This window comes from Paracidovorax anthurii (assembly GCF_003269065.1).
Lineage (GTDB): Bacteria > Pseudomonadota > Gammaproteobacteria > Burkholderiales > Burkholderiaceae_C > Paracidovorax > Paracidovorax anthurii.
The window spans coordinates 1-16,641 of the sequence record NZ_QLTA01000077.1 but is presented as its reverse complement, the minus strand read 5'-3'; the positions used below and the strand labels follow the sequence as shown (position 1 = coordinate 16,641).

Here is a 16,641-nt window from a genome sequence, read left to right as displayed (position 1 = left end):
TCCAGCTTGATCGGTTTGGTGCTGCGCCGAACGCTGCGCAGCAGCGGCTCGATCTCGGCAAACTTCTCTCTACTGATGTCGCTTGGGTATGGCTTTCTTTTCACCCCAGGATTGTCGGGGGAGATCGTAAACACGCTCTAAGCGCCCAGGGCCTCCTCCATTTCGCCGGCGACGCGTGCGACGGAGTGCAGGGCGTGCTGCGCCACGCGCACCGCCGCAGTGGGTGGTTCGTCGGCATCGGAGGCGAACTGCGCGCCGGCCACCTCGACGAATGCCCGAGCCGCGCCCAGCAGCGTGTCCAGCTGGCCTTGCAGCTGCGCCACTTTCTCTGGGGCCGCGGGCACGCGCGCGTCCAGCAGCAGATCCAGGGCCATCAGCAGTTCTTCATGGTCGGTGATGCGGGCTTTCAACGCACCCAGCGCGACCCCGGCGGGCGTGCCGGTCAGGCCGGACTCCATGTCCAGCCGCTGGATGCAGAGTTCGATCCCGCCGAGATGCCTCTCGATGCGCTTCAACCGCATTTCAGTGAGACCGACCACGGCACTCGTGATGGCGTAGGCCATTTCAGGGTCGGTCTTGAGGTCCGGCATGTCGCCCAGGGCCTTGATGGATGCCGACGCCGCGTCCATCCAGGGTTCGAGCTTCTCCAGCGTGCCGTCCAGACCTTTCAGATGTTCGTCGAGCTCCCGGTCGAAATCCGGCATCAGGTCCATCCGCATCTCCTGGGCCGCCTGCATGCGCCACATGAGCGCGCCGCCGGCGTCTTGCATCTCCAGCTCGCCGATCGCCAACCCTGCAAGGTCACAGGCCAGGGTCGCCTGCTTCTTCAGGAGATACCGCAGGTTCTCCTGGCCCGGTACGCTCCGGAGCTGGTATATGTTCATGTACGGGAAGGCGTCCAGCGCGCGCTGGGTCATCGCGAACGCGACAGGCATCGTGCGCACGACGTCTTCGAGACGGGATTTCGATTCCGCCAGTGCAGCGTCGGACCGGCGGAAAAACTCCATGACCTTGTCAACCGCCGTGCCCGCCGCCGTGTCGGTCATGCGCGGCGGGGAGGTCCGGGCCTGCGCGGGCAGGGATGCTCTCGGCTGCCGGCCCTGCGCGCCCGTTCCTGCCGACGGCCCGGCGCCCTGCGCGCGCGGGGCAATATGCGCCGCGGCGCCGCCCTGCGACGCCGATGTGCTGCCGCGCCGGCCGGTGGTGCCCGTGCCAGTGGTCTGGTGCGGGGTTGTGCCGCCGCGCTGCGCGCGGTGGCTCCGATTCACATTTCCTGTTGGCATGGTGGCCCGCCTGACGGTCAATCCACGGATGCGGGCCCGCGCGAACACCGCGCCGCCAGCCCATCATCCGACAGGAACCATGCTGCGCCGCGGCGGCACTGTGGCACGTCGGCGGCGCGAAGCCATGCACCGCTCGGCGAAGCTCTCCCGTCCGCGTGGGCGGCCGGTCAGTCGCCGTGGGGCTGGCGCGCCGCCTGCTGCTCGCGGAACTCCCGTGCCCGGCCGAAATGCCCGCAGCCGATGAAGGGCACGGGCGGGCGCAGCGCCGAGAGCGGCGAGGGATGGTTGGCCGTGAGCACCAGGTGCCGGCGCGCGTCGATCAGCGGGCGCTTGGACTGCGCGTGCGATCCCCAGAGCATGAAGACCGCCGGGCGCTCGCCCTCGCCCACCTTGCGGATCACCGCGTCGGTGAGCAGCTCCCAGCCCTTGCCCGCGTGGCTCGCGGGCTGGGCCTCCTCCACCGTGAGGCAGGTGTTGAGCAGCAGCACGCCGTTCCTCGCCCACTTCACGAGGCTGCCGCCCGGCTCGGGCCATGCGGGAAAGGGCGTGCCCAGGTCGCGCTGCAGCTCCTTGAAGATGTTGCGCAGCGAGGGCGGCAGCGCCACGCCCGGCGCGACGGAGAACGCCAGGCCCTCGGCCTGCCCCCGGCCGTGGTAGGGGTCCTGCCCCAGGATGACCACGCGCACCTGCTCGGGCGGCGTCAGCTCCAGCGCGCGCAGCGGCCGGGGCGGGAAGACGGTGGCGCCGGCCTCCAGGCGCTGGCGCAGGAACGCCTGCAGCGCCTGCCCGCGCGCGCCGGCGAAAAACTCGTCCACCAGCGGCTGCCAGCCGGGCGCCACGGGCCAGTCGGCCGGGTCGGCGTCCTGCAGCTGCGTGGGCGGACCGGAAAGGTCCTGCGGAGCGGTATTCATGGTCAGAAAGCCTCCACGTCGGCGATTTATCTACGCGATCAGCTACAAAAACAGTAGCAAATCAGGCGAACAGCCGGGCCAGGGCCGTGCCCGGGTCGGGGGCGCGCATGAAGGCCTCGCCCACCAGGAAGGCGTGCACGCCGGCATCGCGCAGGGTCTTCACGTCGCCGGGCGCGAGGATGCCGGATTCCGCCACCAGCAGGTGGTCGGGCGGCACCTCGTTGCGCAGCGAGAGCGTGGTCTCCAGCGACACCTCGAAGGTGCGCAGGTTGCGGTTGTTGATGCCCACGAGCGGGGTCTTGAGCTTCAGGGCCCGCTCCAGCTCGGCGCCGTCGTGCACCTCGACCAGCACGGCCATGTCCAGGCCGCGCGCGATGGCCTCGAAGTCGGCCATTTCCGCGTCCGACAGGCACGCCGCGATCAGCAGGATGGCGTCGGCGCCCATCGCGCGGGACTCATAGATCTGGTAGGCATCGACCATGAAGTCCTTGCGCAGCACCGGCAGGGGGCAGCTCGCGCGCGCCTGCTTGAGGTAGTCGGGCTGGCCCTGGAAGAACTGCCGGTCGGTCAGCACCGAGAGGCAGGCCGCGCTCACCTTGCCGTCGCCCTCGGCGTAGCTCTGCGCGATGTCGGCGGGCACGAAGTCCTCGCGCAGCACGCCCTTGCTGGGGCTGGCTTTCTTGACCTCGGCGATCACGGCCGCCTGGCCGCGGGCGATCTTGCCGCGCAGCGCGCCCTCGAAGTCGCGCGTGAGCACGCGGCTCTCGGCGTCGGCGCGCATCGCGGCCAGCGGCATCTTCTTTTGCGCCGTCGCGATTTCCTCGCGCTTGACGGCCACGATCTTGTTCAGGATGTCACTCATGGTCGGAGGCTTTCACAGGGGCTTCCGGTTCGGGGGAGCCCGTTTTCAGAATACGGATGAAGACGCGGTGCATCACGATGCCCGCGACGATGAAGACCAGGGACACGCCCAGGGCGATCCAGGTGCCGCTGTCGCGCCACATGCCGGCCCCGCTCAGGCTTTGGGCACCGCCGCCAGCGCGTGCGTGCGGGCCACGAGCTGTTCGAGCTTGGCCAGCGCCGCGCCCGAGTCCAGCGCCGCGCGCGCGCGCGCGATGCCGTCGGCCGTGGAGCCGGCCACGTTCGCCGCGCACAGCGCCACGCCGGCGTTCAGGCACACGATGTCGCGCGCGGGGCCGCCCTCGCCGCGCAGCACCGACAGCAGCATCTCGCGCGACTGCTCGGGCGTCTCGACCTTGAGCGTGCGGTTGCTGGCCATCGGCATGCCGAAATCCTCGGGGTGGATCTCGTACTCGCTGATCTCGCCGTCCTTCAGCTCGCCCACCATGGTGGCCGCGCCCAGGCTCACCTCGTCCATGCCGTCGCGGCCATAGACCACGATGGCGTGCTCGGCACCCAGGCGCTGCAGCGCGCGCACCTGGATGCCCACGAGGTCGGGGTGGAACACGCCCATGAGGATGTTGGGCGCGCCGGCCGGGTTGGTGAGCGGCCCGAGGATGTTGAAGATCGTGCGCACGCCCAGCTCCTTGCGCACGGGCGCCACGTTCTTCATGGCCGGGTGGTGGTTGGGCGCGAACATGAAGCCGATGCCCACGTCCTCGATGCAGCGGGCGATGGCCTCGGGCGGCAGGTCGATGTGCACGCCCAGCGACTCCATCACGTCGGCGCTGCCGCTCTTGCTGGAGACGCCGCGCCCGCCGTGCTTGGCGGTCTTGGCCCCCGCGGCGGCGGCCACGAACATCGCGCAGGTGGAGATGTTGAAGGTGTTGGCCCCATCGCCGCCCGTGCCCACGATGTCCACGAGGTGCGTGGTGTCGCGCACGGCGACCTTGCGGGAGAACTCGCGCATCACCTGCGCGGCGGCGGTGATCTCGCCGATGGTTTCCTTCTTCACGCGCAGGCCGGTGACGATGGCCGCGGTCATGACGGGCGAGAGCTCGCCGCTCATGATCATGCGCATGAGGTGCAGCATCTCGTCGTGGAAGATCTCGCGGTGCTCGATGGTGCGCTGCAGCGCTTCCTGGGGAGTGATGGACATGCGGGAAAACCTTTCGGGAATCGGAACTCAGGGGCCGGGCCGCTCGGACAGGGCGAGCTTGATGCCGAAGCCGACGAACATCGCGCCGGCGGCGCGGTCGAGCCAGTGCATGCGGCGCTGCACCAGGCCCACGCGCCGCGCCATCCAGGCGGCGGCCAGGGCCCAGCCGATGTTGACGGGAATGGCGTTGATGTTGAACAGCGAGCCCAGCAGCACGAAGGCGAGCGCCTTGTGGTCGGTGCCCGGCGCGATGAACTGCGGCACGAAGGCAAGGAAGAAGATGGCCACCTTGGGGTTGAGCACGTTGGTCCAGAACCCGCCCAGAAAGACCTGGCGTAGCGGCGTGGCCGGCGCCTTGCCGGCCTGCGCGCCAGTGCCGGCCGCGCTGGCCACGGCCGCCAGCCCCCCGCCCGGGCGCGCCCGCAGCATGCGCACGCCCATCCACAGCAGGTAGGCCGCGCCCACCCACTTGAGCACGGTGAACGCGGTGGCCGAGGTGGCCAGCAGCGCCCCCACGCCAAGCGCCGCCGCTGCGACGTGCACGAAGCACCCGGCCGTGATGCCCAGGCCCGCCACGATGCCCGCGCGTGCACCCAAGCGCAGCGCGTGCGTGACGATGTAGAACACATCGGGGCCGGGTGTGAGGTTCAGCAGCCAGCCGGCGGCGATGAACAGGAGTAGGTGCTGGAAATCGGGCATGGCGTGGCTACCGGAGAGGAAGGGCTGCGGGGGCGAGGAACAGCGGCGCGGCCGCCTGGGCTGCGGCCGCGTGCGTCATGCCTCACGCCCGAGGAAGTTCTTCAGCATGGCGTGGCCGTGCTCGGTGAGGATGCTCTCGGGGTGGAACTGCACGCCCTCGATGTCGAGTTCCTTGTGGCGCACGCCCATGATCTCGCCATCCTCGGTCCAGGCCGTCACCTCCAGCACCTCGGGGCAGCTCGCGCGATCGATCGAGAGCGAGTGGTAGCGGTTGACGGTGAACTGCTCGGGCAGGCCCGCGAACACGCCTTGCCGGGTGGTGGTGATGACGCTGGTCTTGCCGTGCATGAGTTGCTGCGCGCGCACGATCTTGCCGCCGAAGGCCGCGCCGATGGCCTGGTGGCCCAGGCACACGCCCAGGATGGGCAGCTTGCCGGCGAAGTGGCGGATGGCCTCCACCGACACGCCGGCCTCGGCGGGCGAGCAGGGGCCGGGCGAGATGACGAGCTGCCGGGGCCGGCGCGCGGCGATTTCCTCCAGCGTGATCTCGTCGTTGCGGTGGACCTCCACCTCGGCGCCCAGCTCTCCGAGGTACTGGACGATGTTGTAGGTGAAGCTGTCGTAGTTATCGATCATCAGCAGCATGGCGCTCTTCCTCTGCGGACGGGGCCGGGCCCGTGGCGGGTCCGACGGCCCCTGAATGGACGGTACCTGCACGCCCTGGCGCACCGCGCTGCGCGGGGCCCTCGGGCGGGAGGAGGCATCAAGGGGGGATGCGCCCGGATCGCGGGCGCTGGGGGGCGTTCAGTTCGCAGGCTTGCGCCAACGGAACCCCGGAAAGGCCGTCTGCCAGGGCTGGAGCGGGAAGGTGTGCGGGCACGGCATGCGCGGCATTATCACCCGGCCGGCGAGCCATGCCGGCGCGGCGGGCTCCGGCCTCCGCCGGCGGCGCGGCCCGCGCCCTCCCGCCCTGCATTTCTTTCGCATCCTCTTACACCCCATCGCCCGGGCGCCCCGCGCGGGAAGCACCGCCCGTCACATTGGGGGCCTGCGCGTTGGCCGTCCGGTCCCCATCCCATGGTGAGAGTTCCTGGGTGCGTCCAGTGCTTCTTCAACCTCAACTGCAAGGAGTAATACCCATGGGTGCCATCAAGAAGGCCTTCCAGGCAATCGGAAGGGGGATCGAGAAAGCCGTCAACAGCGTCGGCCAGATCGCCAAGGGACTCGTCACGCTGAATCTCAAGGCCGCCGCCGCCGGCCTCAAAGGCCTGGCCAGCGCCGGCATGGACATCGCCCGGGGCGCCATGAACCTCATGCCGGCGGCGTTGGCGGCGAACACCTTACTGGACGGGGCGGTGGACAAGATGCTGCGAAAGGTGCAAAGCGCCGCGCAGAAGATCGCCGACACCGCCGTGGACAGCGTGGAAGGCGGCCTCACCAACATCAAGCAGGGCGTGGTCAACACCGCCAAGGGCATCGCCAAGGGCAACCTGTCGAAGGCGTTCCAGGGCCTGACGCAGCTGGCCATGGGGGTCGCCGAGACCGCCTCCAACTTCGGCCCCGGCGGCGTGGCGAAGAACATGGCGCGCCTGGCGGTGGATGCCACCATCGATCTGGCGGCGCAGGAGGCGACGAAGGTCGCGGCCAAGGTGCTGGACCCCAACGGCACGTCCCGCCTCGGCGGCCTCGCCACCGACATGGTGGGCGCCGCCGTGACGGGCGGGCTGGGCAGCACCCGGGCCGGGCGCTACGCGGGCAGTGACACCGGCTCCGTGGGCTTTCGCCAGGGCGCCAAGGACGCCGTGCAGACCACGGCCCGCGATGCCGCCCTCGGCTTCGCCCAGGAGCAGGTGAGCACCCTGACGATGAAGGTGCAGATGACGATCGACCCCGACGGCGACTCGCGCCTGGCCAATGCCGGCACGGACGCCGTCAGCAGCGCCGCCGATGCCGCCATCGCGCAGGCGCTCGCGGGCCGCCGCCGCAACGCCGACGGCTCCCGCGCCTCGGCCGCCGAGCAGGCCCGCGAAGCCGGCAACGCCGCCAAGGACGCCGCCCTGCAGAGCGCGCAGTTCGCGGCCCAGGACATCGCGCAGAGCGCCCTGTACCAGGTCACGGGCGACATGGCCTCGGGCAACGGCAGCGGGTCGTTCCTCGCGAACGCCGGCACCGATGCGCTCACCAGCGCCGGGGAAGCCGCCCTCACGCAGGCGTTCAACGGGCGCCGCAACGCCGACGGCTCGCGCGCCTCCTTCGCCGACCAGGCCCGCGCGGTCAAGACCGCCACCACCGACGCCGCCCTGCAGAGCGCGCAGTTCACGGTCCAGAGCGCCGCGCAGGGCGCGATCTACCAGGCCGTGGGCGGAGCGACCGCCGACGCCACCGGCTCCAGCGCGTTCCTCGCGACGGCCGGCACGGACGTGCTCGCCAGCGCCACGGACGCCGCGCTCGGCCAGGCCTTCTCCGGACGCCGCAACGCCGACGGCTCGCGCGCTTCCTTCGCCGACCAGGCCCGCGCGGTCAAGACCGCCACCGTGGACGCGACCAAGTTCGCGGCGCAGAGCGCCATCCACCAGGCGGTGGACCAGTTCGTGCAGCAGGTGGTCGCGCGCTCCATCCTGGAGGCGATCCAGGGCGGGTTGCGGCAGATGTCGCCGCAATCGCTGAAGGGGCTCGCCGCGCTCTCGCAAGCGGCCGATGCCGATACCGCCCCGGTGGCGGGCCCGCAGAACTTCGCCCGCCAGGCGGCGTCCGCGATCAAGCGGCAGATGCTCGCATCGATCGAGCAGACCGTCGGGCAGGCCACCACGCAGGCCGGCGACGCCATCACCAGCCGGCTGATGCAGGGCCTGCAGGGCGGCGGCGCGGGCCTCAAGCCCACGCGCGACGAGCTGGCCGGCATCGCCCGCGACGCCGCCGTGCAGCCCATCACGCAGGCCACCCGCGACGTGTTCGACGCGGTCGGCGGCGCCATCGCGCAGGCCGCGCGCCAGAGCGTCGAGCAGGGCCTGCAGGACAAGCTTCCCCTGGGCGGCGGCGCGACTTCCGTCTCGGTGCAGATGCAGCTCGAAACGCGCCTCAGTCAGTACCAGATCCGCGCCTGAGACGGGCGCGCGGCAGAGGATCGCTCCCCTGCCACGCACCCGCCCGGCGCCACACAGCGGGGCGGCGGCTCCACCGCCGCTCCATCCGATCCTCTCTTCCAGTAAAGGCTCGCCTGCCATGGACGAATCCCAACTCCCGAATGACCCTGCCGCAGCCCTGGCCGTGCGCATCGTGGACGCTCTCCGCGACGACCGGCTCGACGAAGCCGAGCAGTTGCTCGAGGAAATGAACGCGCTCAGCCCCGAGACGGAGGAATACCTGATCTTCCCCGTGCTCATCGCGATCCAGCGCGGCTACATCACCGAAGCACTGCAGTACCTGAATTCGCTCGGCGAAGACACGGCGCCCGAGCTCAAGGCCCTGTGCCTGAACATCCTCGGCGACCCGACCTGGCACTACCACGCGCAGCAATGCCTGGAGAGCGACGACTCGTTCGTGCGCAAGGCCATGCGCGAGCTGCTGCAGATGGAGCCCGAGGAAGACACCGCACTGGCGGCCTGACCTCCGCGCCCACGCAACCTTTTCCGGAGGATCGCCACCATGCTGAGGCTGACCGACCGCGCGGACCTGGGCGTGTTCTACGACGCCGACTCCCTGCGCTACGGCGCGCAGGGCTATGCCGATGCCGTGACACGCGAGAGGTTCGCCGACTTCTACACCGACTGCCCCTCCATCGGCTTCGAGGCCGACGGGAAGCCCATCGGCGGCATCCTGTTCGACGGGGAGGAGGCCCACATCGCCGTGCTGCCGGCATACCACGGCCGCTGGGCGCTGCTGCTCAAGCCGGCGCTGCAGTGGCTGTTCTCGCTGCAGCGCGAGATCACCGTCGCCGTGGAGCGGGACAACCTCCGCTGCCTGCGCTTCCTCGACCGGCACGGCTGGCCGCGCTCCGGCGAGCGCGACGACGACATCCTCTACCGGCTGGTGCCGCAGGGCGGCACCCGCAAGACCGCCTACCCCTTTCGCCAGCGCGCGCGAGTCCCTTTCCCTCCCCCCGTACAGGTGACGCCATGCATGCATCCCCATTGACATCCCCCCCGCTCCCCTCCCCGCCCTCGTCGGCGTGGCGCTCCGGCGCAAGCCGGCTCGTCTCGCGCTCGGGCGGCCCCGGCGTGCAGCTGCGGCTGCTCTCGCTGGTCGATCCGCCCGTGCTGCTCGACGACGGATTTCCCCAGACCTCCGGGCTCTGGGTGTCCTCGCACCTGCGCTTCGCCGGCGGCGTGACGTCGCTCACGCGGCTGCACCTGGCGCTGCAGGGCCTGCTGCTGCGCCTCGAAACGCTGGCCGGACCGGGCTGCACCGCGCTGAACACCACGCTGCGCCTGCTGGTGGACAGCCGCCTCACCCACGTCTATGCCAGCAGCGTGGACTTCCAGCGCCTCACCGGCCAGTTCAGTCCCGCGGGCTCGCGCGACCCCAGCGTCGTCGGCATCGACGAAATGCAGGAATGGCTGGTGGTGGACGCGCAGCAGAGCTTCGAGAACGCCGCGCCATCGGCCGCGCTGATCTCGTCCCTGGTGCGGATGGCCGAGGTGCCCGGCACGGCGCGGCGCCGGCCCCTGATGCCCGGCGATGCCACCGACGCGGCGCTCGGCACCAGCCACGCGCTGATGCTGGAGACGGCGCGCGCCCTCGCGCAGCGCAGCCTGGGCGACACGGCCGTGGCGCTGTCGCAGCCGGCCATGGACCTGGCCGCGCGGCTCGGCCCCGCGCCGCTGCTGCATTGGCTGCTGACCGACCTTCCCATCCCCGCCTCGGTGCTGATGCCCTCGCTGGTGTGCGGCGACGGCGTATACGCGGAGGCGATCCACGCCTGCCTGCAGTGATTCCCCTTGCCGCGCGGTTCCCTCCGGGCCGCAGGCACTTCGAGGATGGCGGGCGTCGGGCCCGCCATCCTTCTTTTTTTAGGGGAAGAGAAACCGAAAAAAAAGCCGTGGCACCCCTGCGGGCGCCACGGCGCGGTGCGCGCGGCCTTCAGCGCGAGGCCGTGGGCGGATAGAGATCGAGCACCTTGCGCACGTAGTCGCGCGTCTCGCGGTAGGGCGGAATGCGGTAGCCATGGCGGATCACCGCGCCCTCGCCCGCGTTGTAGGCCGCCAGCACGAGATCGGTGCGGCCGTCGAAGCGGTCGGCCAGGAAGCGCAGGTAGCGCACGCCCACGTCCACGTTCACGGCGGGCGTGAGGATCTCGGCCTCGGTATTGGCCCCGAAGCGCGCGGCCGTGGCGGGCATGAGCTGCATCAGGCCCATCGCGCCCTTGGGCGAGCGCGCGCGGGGCGAGTAGGCCGACTCGACCTGGATCACCGCGCGCACCAGGTGCGGATCGATGGCATGGCGCTGCGCCGCCGATTCGATGATGGGCGCGAGCGCCTCGGCCTTGGCGCTGATGCCCGGCCCGCGCGCCACGCCATCCGCAGGCCAGCGCATGCCCGGCGCGGCCGCATACGCGCCCACCGGAGCCCCGTACACGTACCGGGGCGCGGGGGCATGGATCACGCGGACCTCGGGCCAGACGGACGACCCCTGGGCGGCCCCCTCCGGCTGCGGCTCGGGCGCAGGAATCCACAGCGCGATGTGGCAGGAGCTGCCGATCGACGGAAAGCGCTTCGCGATGTCCGCGCCCAGCACCCGCAGCGCGGAGCCTCCGGGCAGCTGGCAGTCATAGGCGCCCGCCTCCGCGGCGCCACAGCCTGCCGCGAACGTGCCGAGGACGGCCATTTTCAGGGCGCCGCGCACCCAGCGTACCGGGCGCGCCATCACACCACCTCCAGCCGGCGCAGCAGCGGCGCCCGGTGGGCCAGATAGCGCTGGGCACTGCCGGCCATGGCCTCCAGGTCCTGGAGTTCCGGGCCGCCCATGTCGTGCACCATGTCCTGGGCGATGGCCAGCACGTCGTCGCCGTGGCGCTGCGCGGCACGGATCTGCCACATCGCCGGCAGCGACCACTCCACGGCCAGCCCCGTCGCGCCGCAGACCAGATGGCGGGTGCCATCGCTGCCGCCGCGCGCCAGCACCGCCGCGTTGAACGCCCCCACGCTCGCGCGCGCCGCCTCGCGCAGCGCACCGGGCAGCGCCGGCATCACCAGGTCGCTGCTGGCCAGCAGCATCAGCACGTCGTGCAGCGACTGCGCGGACAGGTTGCGCAGCAGCGGCCGGGTCTGCAGGTCCTGCACGCTGGCGGGCCCCGCCTCCAGCACGTCCAGGAGCTGTTCGAGGGCCTCGCCGCCGAGCAGGTCCGCCGCCAGATCGCGGGCCGCGCACGCGGGCACGGCATTGCGCTGCACCGCCAGGACCCATTCGCGCTCCAGCACCCGGGCACGCCGCTCCGTGGCCGGCAGCGCCTCGGGGGCCCGCACGAAGAGATCCCGCCGGAACGAACGGTTCAGGCCGTAGTCGCGCAGGGTCTCCCGCAGCACCGGGTCCTGGGTGGACTCCAGCAGCGCCCTCAGCCCCTCGGGCATGCAGGCGGACTCCACCTGCTCGGCCAGCACGGCCGGCGCGGCGAAAGCCAGCCCGCCGGGTGCCAGCTCGGCCGCCACCTGGTGGAAGTACAGCGGGTGGGAATCGGGGCCCACGTACTCGTGCAGCGCGTAGTTCGGCCCTTCGGCCTGCGCATGGCGCAGGCGCTCGTGCACCGCGGGGTGGGACTGCAGGTAGCCCGCGCCGCAGTCGGACAGGCGCTGGATGAAGTCCAGCGCGCCCTGCAGCTGTGTGGGCGCATCCGCGTCCGCCGGGGCCAGGTGGGACGCGTGCAGGTGGAAAAGCTCGCGCAGCGGCAGCAGGGGCGCCCAGCCGGGCAGCGCGTTGTAGCTCACGTACACCACGCCACCGGGCTTGAGCCGCCGCTCGATGAAGCGCGCGATCGCCTGGCGCAGCGCGGGCGATACCCACGAGTAGACGCCGTGCATCACGATGCAATCCATGGGCGGCAGGTCGCGGTCGAGCAGCGCCTCGAAGCCGTCCTCGAACACCTCGACATTGGACAGCCCGGCCTCGCGGGCCAGGTCCTGGGCATAGGCCACGTGCGCGGGATTGAAGTCGTTGCCGAAAAAGCGCATGTGCGGAAAGCTGGCCGCGTTGGCGAGCAGCGATACCCCGAAGCCCATGCCCAGCTCGAAGTAGCACAACGGCGCCTGCAGATCCGGCGCGCGCAGGCCGCGCGATTCGAGCGCGGCCGCGATGACGCCCGGGGACAGGGCGCTGTAGTAGCCATGGGTGTAGACCAGTTCGTTCGGCGCGGTGCGGGGGAGGGACATCTTTTTCCTTTCGGGAGACGAGGGGGCCGGCCGCGCGGCGGGGCCGGCGATGGCAGGAGGGACATCCCGCGCATCGCGGGCGCGGGAAATGGAGACACACGCATCCGATTGCACCCGGGGGTGGCCCGATCGCGGCGCACGCGGTCGAAGCAATGGCCCGAAAGGCGAAGGAACACCCCCGGCCGGCCGGCATTCCGGCCACCTTCGCAAGCCCTCCCAAGGCTTCGCATCCGGGGGCACGGCACGCCCCAGCGGCTCCTAAGCTTTCCCCCAAGACGACACCAACCGGAGCGCCCCAGTGAAGCCCACCCACCTCGCCCATCGACCACGGCCCGCCAGCGCCGGACTGCCGGGCAGCGTGCTGGCCGGTGCCGCGCTCGCGCTGGGCATGGCGGGCCTGCTGGCCGCCGCGCCCGGCGCGCAGGCATCGCCTCTCAAGCTGAGCGCCACCCTCACCAGCCTGCCCCCGTCCCAGGCAGGAGCGGCCGTGATCGTTCCGGCCCTGGACACCCCGCCCGCCGAAACGGCCGCGCCCGTGGCGACTGCCGCCCCCGAGGCCACTCCCCGCAAGGGCGGCAAGCGCATGGCCTACCACGCACTGGCCGCCGCCTCCTACTCCTCGGCAGGCGCCATGCCGGCCACCAGCGGCGCGGCAACGCCCCCCACCCTGACCCCGTGGACCCCGCCGGTCACCTCGCCCGTGGCGGCGGCACCGGCCATTCCCACACGCAATCTCGAAACGCTGGTGCCCTCCTCCCGCGTCTCGGAAGCGAATTGGGGCCGGGGGCGCTTCGTCTACCGCGCCGAAAGCAAGCGCCTGGTGGACGTGCTTCAGGACTTCGCCGCCAGCCAGGGCATCCCGGCCGTGGTGGCCGACGGCCTGGACGGCATCGTGAACGCCAACTTCGATGCCAAGCCCCGCGAGTTCCTCGACAGCGTGGCGCGGGCCTACAACATGCTGTGGTACCACGACGGCTCGGCGCTCTACTTCTATCCGGGCCGCGCGATCCAGAGCCGGATGTTCCGCATCAAGGGCTTCAGCCGCGACCAGCTCGTGTCGATGCTGCAATCGCTGGACGTGGGCGACAAGCGCTACCCGATCCGCTTCGACGCCGCGAGCAGCACGATCTACGTCTCGGGCCCGCCCCGCCACGTGGAGCTGGTGAGCTCGGCCCTGGAAGCCCTGGACGCGGGCGTCACCGCCAGCGCCGAGCGCACGGTGCGCGTGTTCGCCCTGCAGTTCGCATCGGCCAGCGACCGCACCATGGGCGACACCACCGTGCCGGGCGTGGCCTCGACGCTGCGCAAGCTCTACGGCAAGGAAGACAGCGAGGGACTGGCCGCATCCCGGGCCACCAGCGCCGAGGCGGTGGAGAAGATCCGCGAGCAGACGCGCAAGAAGATGAGCGCCTACGTTCCGGTGCCCTCCGCCAACCAGTTCCTGCCGCCGCTGCCGCGCGCCAATCCGGCCGAAGGCTCCCGCCCGCCCGAGCCCGTCTCGCTGCACGCGACGGGCGACAAGCCCGAGGACGCGCCGCCGCGCTTCGAGGCCGACGAGGGCACCAACTCGGTGGTGGTGCAAGGCCGCGCCGACCGCATGGACGAGTACGAGGCCCTGGTCCGCCGGCTCGACCAGAAGCCCCAGCTGGTCGAGCTGGAGGCGACCATCATCGAAGTCAACTCCGACAGCGTGGACGCGCTGGGCGTGAACTGGTCCCTGCGCGCCGGCACCAGCACGGTACAGATGAACCTGCCCGTGCCCAACGCCGCATCCGCCCTCGGCACCATCGTGGCCGACGCGGGTCGCCACCTGCTCGCGACCGTCAACGCGCTGCAGAGCCAGGGCAAGGCCCGCATCCTCTCCAAGCCGTCGGTGCTGGGCGTGGCCAACCGCGCCGCCGTGATGCGCGAGAAGCGCGTGGCCACGGTGCGCGTCGCCGGGAACCTGGAGGCCAACCTCTTCCAGATCGAGGCCGGGACGCTGCTGCAGATGACGCCGCAGGTCACCCGCATGGATGGCGTCAACAACATCAAGCTCACGCTCTACATCGAGGACGGCGCGTTCGAGACGAACGTGGTGGACCAGGTGCCGATCGTCAAGAAGACCGAGATCCGCACCGAGGCCCACGTGCTCGAAGGCGAGAGCCTGCTGATCGGCGGCATCACCGTCGAATCCGACAGCACCACGGACAACGCCGTCCCGGGCCTGTCCAAGATCCCCGTGGTGGGCGCGGCTTTCCGCAACACCGAGCGCCAGACCCGGCGCACCGAGCGCCTGTTCCTGATCACTCCCCGCGTGCTGGCGCAAGGCCCGTCCAGCACGGTTTCCTCCATCTCTCAAGAGGTTCGCAAGCCATGAAGCAACTTCGGATACTGACCGGCCAGCATGCCGGAGCCCAAATAGAGTTGGTTCCAACGCGCTATCACATCAGCGCGGACGACGCGGCAGATATCCAGCTCCTGGACTGGACTGCCGCACCGGTGGTGATCGACGCTGGAGAAGACGGCATGGTCCACATCGCAATGCAATCCGAAGGCAGCGCAGCCGCGGCGCTGGAGGATTTCGCACCCCGCCGCTTCGGCGACGTGGTGCTCTGCGCAGGCCCCACCGACACCCCCTGGCCCGCGGATGCCGACCTCATCGCCCGGCTCACCCAGCCGGCCGTGGCCGCCGCAGCACCCGCCGTCGCGGTGAAAACCCGGGCCGTGTGGCCGCATGTCACCTCCGCGGTCGTGGGCACCGCGCTGATGACGGCCGCCCTCAGCGCCGCCGTCGCGCCCCTGACCCAGAACCCCGCGGAACGCAAGGCGCTGACCGCCGTGCTGCCGCCCGAGCCCCTGAAGATGCGCGTGGACCGCGCCCTGGCCGAAACCTCGGTGTCCGGCTACGAAGTGGTCCAGCAAGGCGACGGCGTGTTGGTGCGCGGCCTGCTGCGCCAGCCCGCCGATGCCGACGCGCTGCGCCAGCGGCTCGTCAGCTTCCAGGGCGAACGCATCGTGCAGTCCTTCGCCTCGGCCACCGAGGTCGCGCAGAGCATCGCCGACGCGCTGGGCCAGGCCGGCCTGCGCGTGGCCCACCACGGCAACGGACTCTTCTCCGTATCGGGAGAGGTGTCGAGCCTGTCCACCCTGCGCCAGAACGCGGCGCGCGTGGCCACCGATCTGGCTCCGCTCGTGCGCGGCATCGACGTCGCAGCGACGGAACGCCCCCCTGCAGCCCATCCGGCCATGAGCGCGCTGATGGACAGCGACGGACTGCAGTACATGCAGACGCGCGACGGAGTGAAACACCTGTCGCTGTCGTCCTCTCCGCGGATGGCCGTGGCGAACCGCACCTCTTCTTTCCGCTAACCCTTACGACCTTTCAGACCATGACCGCATCCATCGAATCCACCATCTTCAGCGATCTGGAAAATCTCGAACAGGCCCTGAGCGAAGACCTCAGCGGGGACCGCGCACGGGCCATGATCCGCTACTTCACCGAAGTGGCCCGCGAGAGCAGCGCCATGAAGATCCAGGCCCAGGTCGACGCCGAGCGCCAGCTCATCGGCCAGCTCATCGACGCCTTCAATGCCTCGCAGCGCGTGATCAGAAAGATCTGGGAAACGCTGCACGGCACGACGCTGGCGGTGTGACCGCGAGGAGACGACCATGATCCATGCCGCCCCCGCCAAAGCCGCGACCGTCGCGCCTCCCGCACCCTACCCGGTGATCTACCGCAACCTGATGAGCGTCGCGCTGCTGGGCACCGTGTACCGGGTTGGCAGCGATGCCGACACCATCAGCCAGGCCGTCGAGGCCACGCTGGAGGACTCCAGCACCTACATGCTCTACCGCAACATCGTCCTGGCCATGGCCGGGCAGCGCGGCAAGGAGCGCGACCAGCTGCTGCACCACGTGGAGAACAACCCGGAGGACGGCGTGAGCAAAGTCGCGCTCGCCATCACCATGCTCTTCGAGGGCGATCCGGGATGGCGCCACTGGATCGACAACGTTCTCGCGACCAGCCTGGACCAGCCCGTCCGGCAGGCCGCGCAGGGCGTGCTGCATTTCCTGGGGCGTGCCCCGAAGCCCGTCATCCACTGACGGGCGCAACGAACCGGCGCGGCGGCCCCACGGCCGAAGCGCCCACCGAATGGAGACCGCGAGGTGCGGCCTTCAAAAACCGCGGGTGACCGCAATTTCTCTCAAAGGAGTCTCACATGTCCACTTCCGGCGCAGATGCAGCGACCAAGAAATCGATCGCCCTGCAAGAGCAGAACATGAAGAACCAGGAGGCATTGACCGATGCCAGCACGAAGAACATGGCCAAGCAGGCCCTGCTCAAC

17 protein-coding genes and 1 pseudogene are annotated in these 16,641 nt (G+C 70.6%); 8 read left to right on the top strand and 10 right to left on the bottom strand.

Features of this window, described 5'->3' with window-relative positions; all coding sequences use genetic code 11:
* The 8 genes and pseudogenes from AX018_RS23070 to AX018_RS23040 all read right to left on the bottom strand — a co-directional run.
* Positions 1-104: pseudogene (locus tag AX018_RS23070) on the bottom strand (IS5/IS1182 family transposase); the annotation flags it as partial.
* Between the two features lie 33 nt (positions 105-137).
* Positions 138-1,046, bottom strand: a complete 909-nt coding sequence (locus AX018_RS23065) for a hypothetical protein (protein ID WP_111882391.1) — start codon at positions 1,044-1,046, stop codon at positions 138-140.
* 404 nt (positions 1,047-1,450) lie between these two features.
* The gene (locus AX018_RS23060) at positions 1,451-2,194 is read right to left on the bottom strand and encodes a uracil-DNA glycosylase (protein WP_111882390.1); all 744 of its coding nucleotides are present in this window, start codon (positions 2,192-2,194) and stop codon (positions 1,451-1,453) included.
* A 61-nt stretch (positions 2,195-2,255) separates the two neighbouring features.
* A complete protein-coding gene (gene trpC, locus AX018_RS23055; RefSeq protein WP_111882387.1) occupies positions 2,256-3,056 on the bottom strand; it encodes an indole-3-glycerol phosphate synthase TrpC in 801 nt (266 codons plus the stop codon).
* Complete coding sequence (locus AX018_RS25360) at positions 3,049-3,198, bottom strand: hypothetical protein (RefSeq protein WP_170146333.1); 150 nt, start codon at positions 3,196-3,198, stop codon at positions 3,049-3,051. Before AX018_RS25360 ends, trpC begins: the two co-directional genes overlap by 8 nt.
* An 11-nt stretch (positions 3,199-3,209) precedes the next feature.
* Positions 3,210-4,253 carry an anthranilate phosphoribosyltransferase gene (gene trpD / locus AX018_RS23050; RefSeq protein WP_111882385.1) on the bottom strand — a complete coding sequence of 348 codons (1,044 nt, stop codon included), beginning with the start codon at positions 4,251-4,253 and terminating at the stop codon, positions 3,210-3,212.
* A gap of 27 nt (positions 4,254-4,280) precedes the next feature.
* Positions 4,281-4,952 carry a LysE family translocator gene (locus AX018_RS23045; protein WP_111882382.1) on the bottom strand — a complete coding sequence of 224 codons (672 nt, stop codon included), beginning with the start codon at positions 4,950-4,952 and terminating at the stop codon, positions 4,281-4,283.
* Positions 4,953-5,027: 75 nt separating this feature from the next.
* Positions 5,028-5,597, bottom strand: coding sequence for an aminodeoxychorismate/anthranilate synthase component II (locus AX018_RS23040; RefSeq protein WP_111882379.1), 570 nt, complete (start codon positions 5,595-5,597; stop codon positions 5,028-5,030).
* 494 nt (positions 5,598-6,091) lie between these two features.
* On the opposite strand from AX018_RS23040, the gene AX018_RS25960 reads away from it, so the two are divergent.
* The 4 genes from AX018_RS25960 (at position 6,092) to AX018_RS23020 (ending at position 9,883) form a co-directional block, all read left to right on the top strand.
* Positions 6,092-8,056, top strand: a complete 1,965-nt coding sequence (locus AX018_RS25960) for a hypothetical protein (protein WP_111882378.1) — start codon at positions 6,092-6,094, stop codon at positions 8,054-8,056.
* 118 nt (positions 8,057-8,174) lie between these two features.
* Positions 8,175-8,558 (top strand): HrpB1 family type III secretion system apparatus protein, encoded by a 384-nt coding sequence (locus tag AX018_RS23030; protein ID WP_111882375.1) that lies wholly within the window; start codon positions 8,175-8,177, stop codon positions 8,556-8,558.
* A 39-nt stretch (positions 8,559-8,597) separates the two neighbouring features.
* Positions 8,598-9,086 carry a GNAT family N-acetyltransferase gene (locus AX018_RS23025; protein ID WP_111882373.1) on the top strand — a complete coding sequence of 163 codons (489 nt, stop codon included), beginning with the start codon at positions 8,598-8,600 and terminating at the stop codon, positions 9,084-9,086.
* Positions 9,068-9,883 (top strand): hypothetical protein, encoded by an 816-nt coding sequence (locus tag AX018_RS23020; RefSeq protein ID WP_146749417.1) that lies wholly within the window; start codon positions 9,068-9,070, stop codon positions 9,881-9,883. The genes AX018_RS23025 and AX018_RS23020 overlap by 19 nt, the downstream gene beginning before the upstream one ends.
* 148 nt (positions 9,884-10,031) lie before the next feature.
* Here AX018_RS23020 and AX018_RS23015 read toward each other — a convergent pair whose 3' ends face one another.
* Together AX018_RS23015 and AX018_RS23010 are read right to left on the bottom strand one after the other, a co-directional pair.
* The gene (locus AX018_RS23015; RefSeq protein WP_111882369.1) at positions 10,032-10,814 is read right to left on the bottom strand and encodes a lytic transglycosylase domain-containing protein; all 783 of its coding nucleotides are present in this window, start codon (positions 10,812-10,814) and stop codon (positions 10,032-10,034) included.
* Positions 10,814-12,313, bottom strand: a complete 1,500-nt coding sequence (locus AX018_RS23010) for a class I SAM-dependent methyltransferase (RefSeq protein ID WP_111882367.1) — start codon at positions 12,311-12,313, stop codon at positions 10,814-10,816. The genes AX018_RS23015 and AX018_RS23010 overlap by 1 nt, the downstream gene beginning before the upstream one ends.
* A 298-nt stretch (positions 12,314-12,611) precedes the next feature.
* On the opposite strand from AX018_RS23010, the gene sctC reads away from it, so the two are divergent.
* From sctC to AX018_RS22990, 4 genes are read left to right on the top strand one after another with little or no spacing between them, the layout of a single operon-like run.
* Positions 12,612-14,672, top strand: a complete 2,061-nt coding sequence (sctC, locus tag AX018_RS23005; RefSeq protein WP_111882365.1) for a type III secretion system outer membrane ring subunit SctC — start codon at positions 12,612-12,614, stop codon at positions 14,670-14,672.
* Positions 14,669-15,664, top strand: coding sequence for an HrpD5 family protein (hrpD5, locus tag AX018_RS23000; RefSeq protein WP_111882362.1), 996 nt, complete (start codon positions 14,669-14,671; stop codon positions 15,662-15,664). Before sctC ends, hrpD5 begins: the two co-directional genes overlap by 4 nt.
* Positions 15,665-15,684: 20 nt before the next feature.
* Positions 15,685-15,948 (top strand): hypothetical protein, encoded by a 264-nt coding sequence (locus tag AX018_RS22995; RefSeq protein ID WP_111882360.1) that lies wholly within the window; start codon positions 15,685-15,687, stop codon positions 15,946-15,948.
* A gap of 16 nt (positions 15,949-15,964) precedes the next feature.
* Positions 15,965-16,399 carry a hypothetical protein gene (locus tag AX018_RS22990; RefSeq protein WP_111882357.1) on the top strand — a complete coding sequence of 145 codons (435 nt, stop codon included), beginning with the start codon at positions 15,965-15,967 and terminating at the stop codon, positions 16,397-16,399.
* Positions 16,400-16,641 lie beyond the last annotated feature (242 nt).

What these genes read in the sequence shown, in the direction of transcription:
- trpC (WP_111882387.1), bottom strand. Translation starts at nt 3,056, where the DNA reads ATGAGTGACATCCTGAACAAGATCGTGGCCGTCAAGCGCGAGGAAATC.
- AX018_RS23045 (WP_111882382.1), bottom strand. Translation starts at nt 4,952, where the DNA reads ATGCCCGATTTCCAGCACCTACTCCTGTTCATCGCCGCCGGCTGGCTG.
- AX018_RS23060 (WP_111882390.1), bottom strand. Translation starts at nt 2,194, where the DNA reads ATGAATACCGCTCCGCAGGACCTTTCCGGTCCGCCCACGCAGCTGCAG.
- AX018_RS25360 (WP_170146333.1), bottom strand. Translation starts at nt 3,198, where the DNA reads ATGTGGCGCGACAGCGGCACCTGGATCGCCCTGGGCGTGTCCCTGGTC.
- AX018_RS23015 (WP_111882369.1), bottom strand. Translation starts at nt 10,814, where the DNA reads ATGGCGCGCCCGGTACGCTGGGTGCGCGGCGCCCTGAAAATGGCCGTC.
- AX018_RS22990 (WP_111882357.1), top strand. Translation starts at nt 15,965, where the DNA reads ATGATCCATGCCGCCCCCGCCAAAGCCGCGACCGTCGCGCCTCCCGCA.
- hrpD5 (WP_111882362.1), top strand. Translation starts at nt 14,669, where the DNA reads ATGAAGCAACTTCGGATACTGACCGGCCAGCATGCCGGAGCCCAAATA.
- trpD (WP_111882385.1), bottom strand. Translation starts at nt 4,253, where the DNA reads ATGTCCATCACTCCCCAGGAAGCGCTGCAGCGCACCATCGAGCACCGC.
- AX018_RS23020 (WP_146749417.1), top strand. Translation starts at nt 9,068, where the DNA reads ATGCATGCATCCCCATTGACATCCCCCCCGCTCCCCTCCCCGCCCTCG.
- AX018_RS23065 (WP_111882391.1), bottom strand. Translation starts at nt 1,046, where the DNA reads ATGACCGACACGGCGGCGGGCACGGCGGTTGACAAGGTCATGGAGTTT.
- AX018_RS23030 (WP_111882375.1), top strand. Translation starts at nt 8,175, where the DNA reads ATGGACGAATCCCAACTCCCGAATGACCCTGCCGCAGCCCTGGCCGTG.
- AX018_RS25960 (WP_111882378.1), top strand. Translation starts at nt 6,092, where the DNA reads ATGGGTGCCATCAAGAAGGCCTTCCAGGCAATCGGAAGGGGGATCGAG.
- AX018_RS23040 (WP_111882379.1), bottom strand. Translation starts at nt 5,597, where the DNA reads ATGCTGCTGATGATCGATAACTACGACAGCTTCACCTACAACATCGTC.
- AX018_RS23025 (WP_111882373.1), top strand. Translation starts at nt 8,598, where the DNA reads ATGCTGAGGCTGACCGACCGCGCGGACCTGGGCGTGTTCTACGACGCC.
- AX018_RS22995 (WP_111882360.1), top strand. Translation starts at nt 15,685, where the DNA reads ATGACCGCATCCATCGAATCCACCATCTTCAGCGATCTGGAAAATCTC.
- AX018_RS23010 (WP_111882367.1), bottom strand. Translation starts at nt 12,313, where the DNA reads ATGTCCCTCCCCCGCACCGCGCCGAACGAACTGGTCTACACCCATGGC.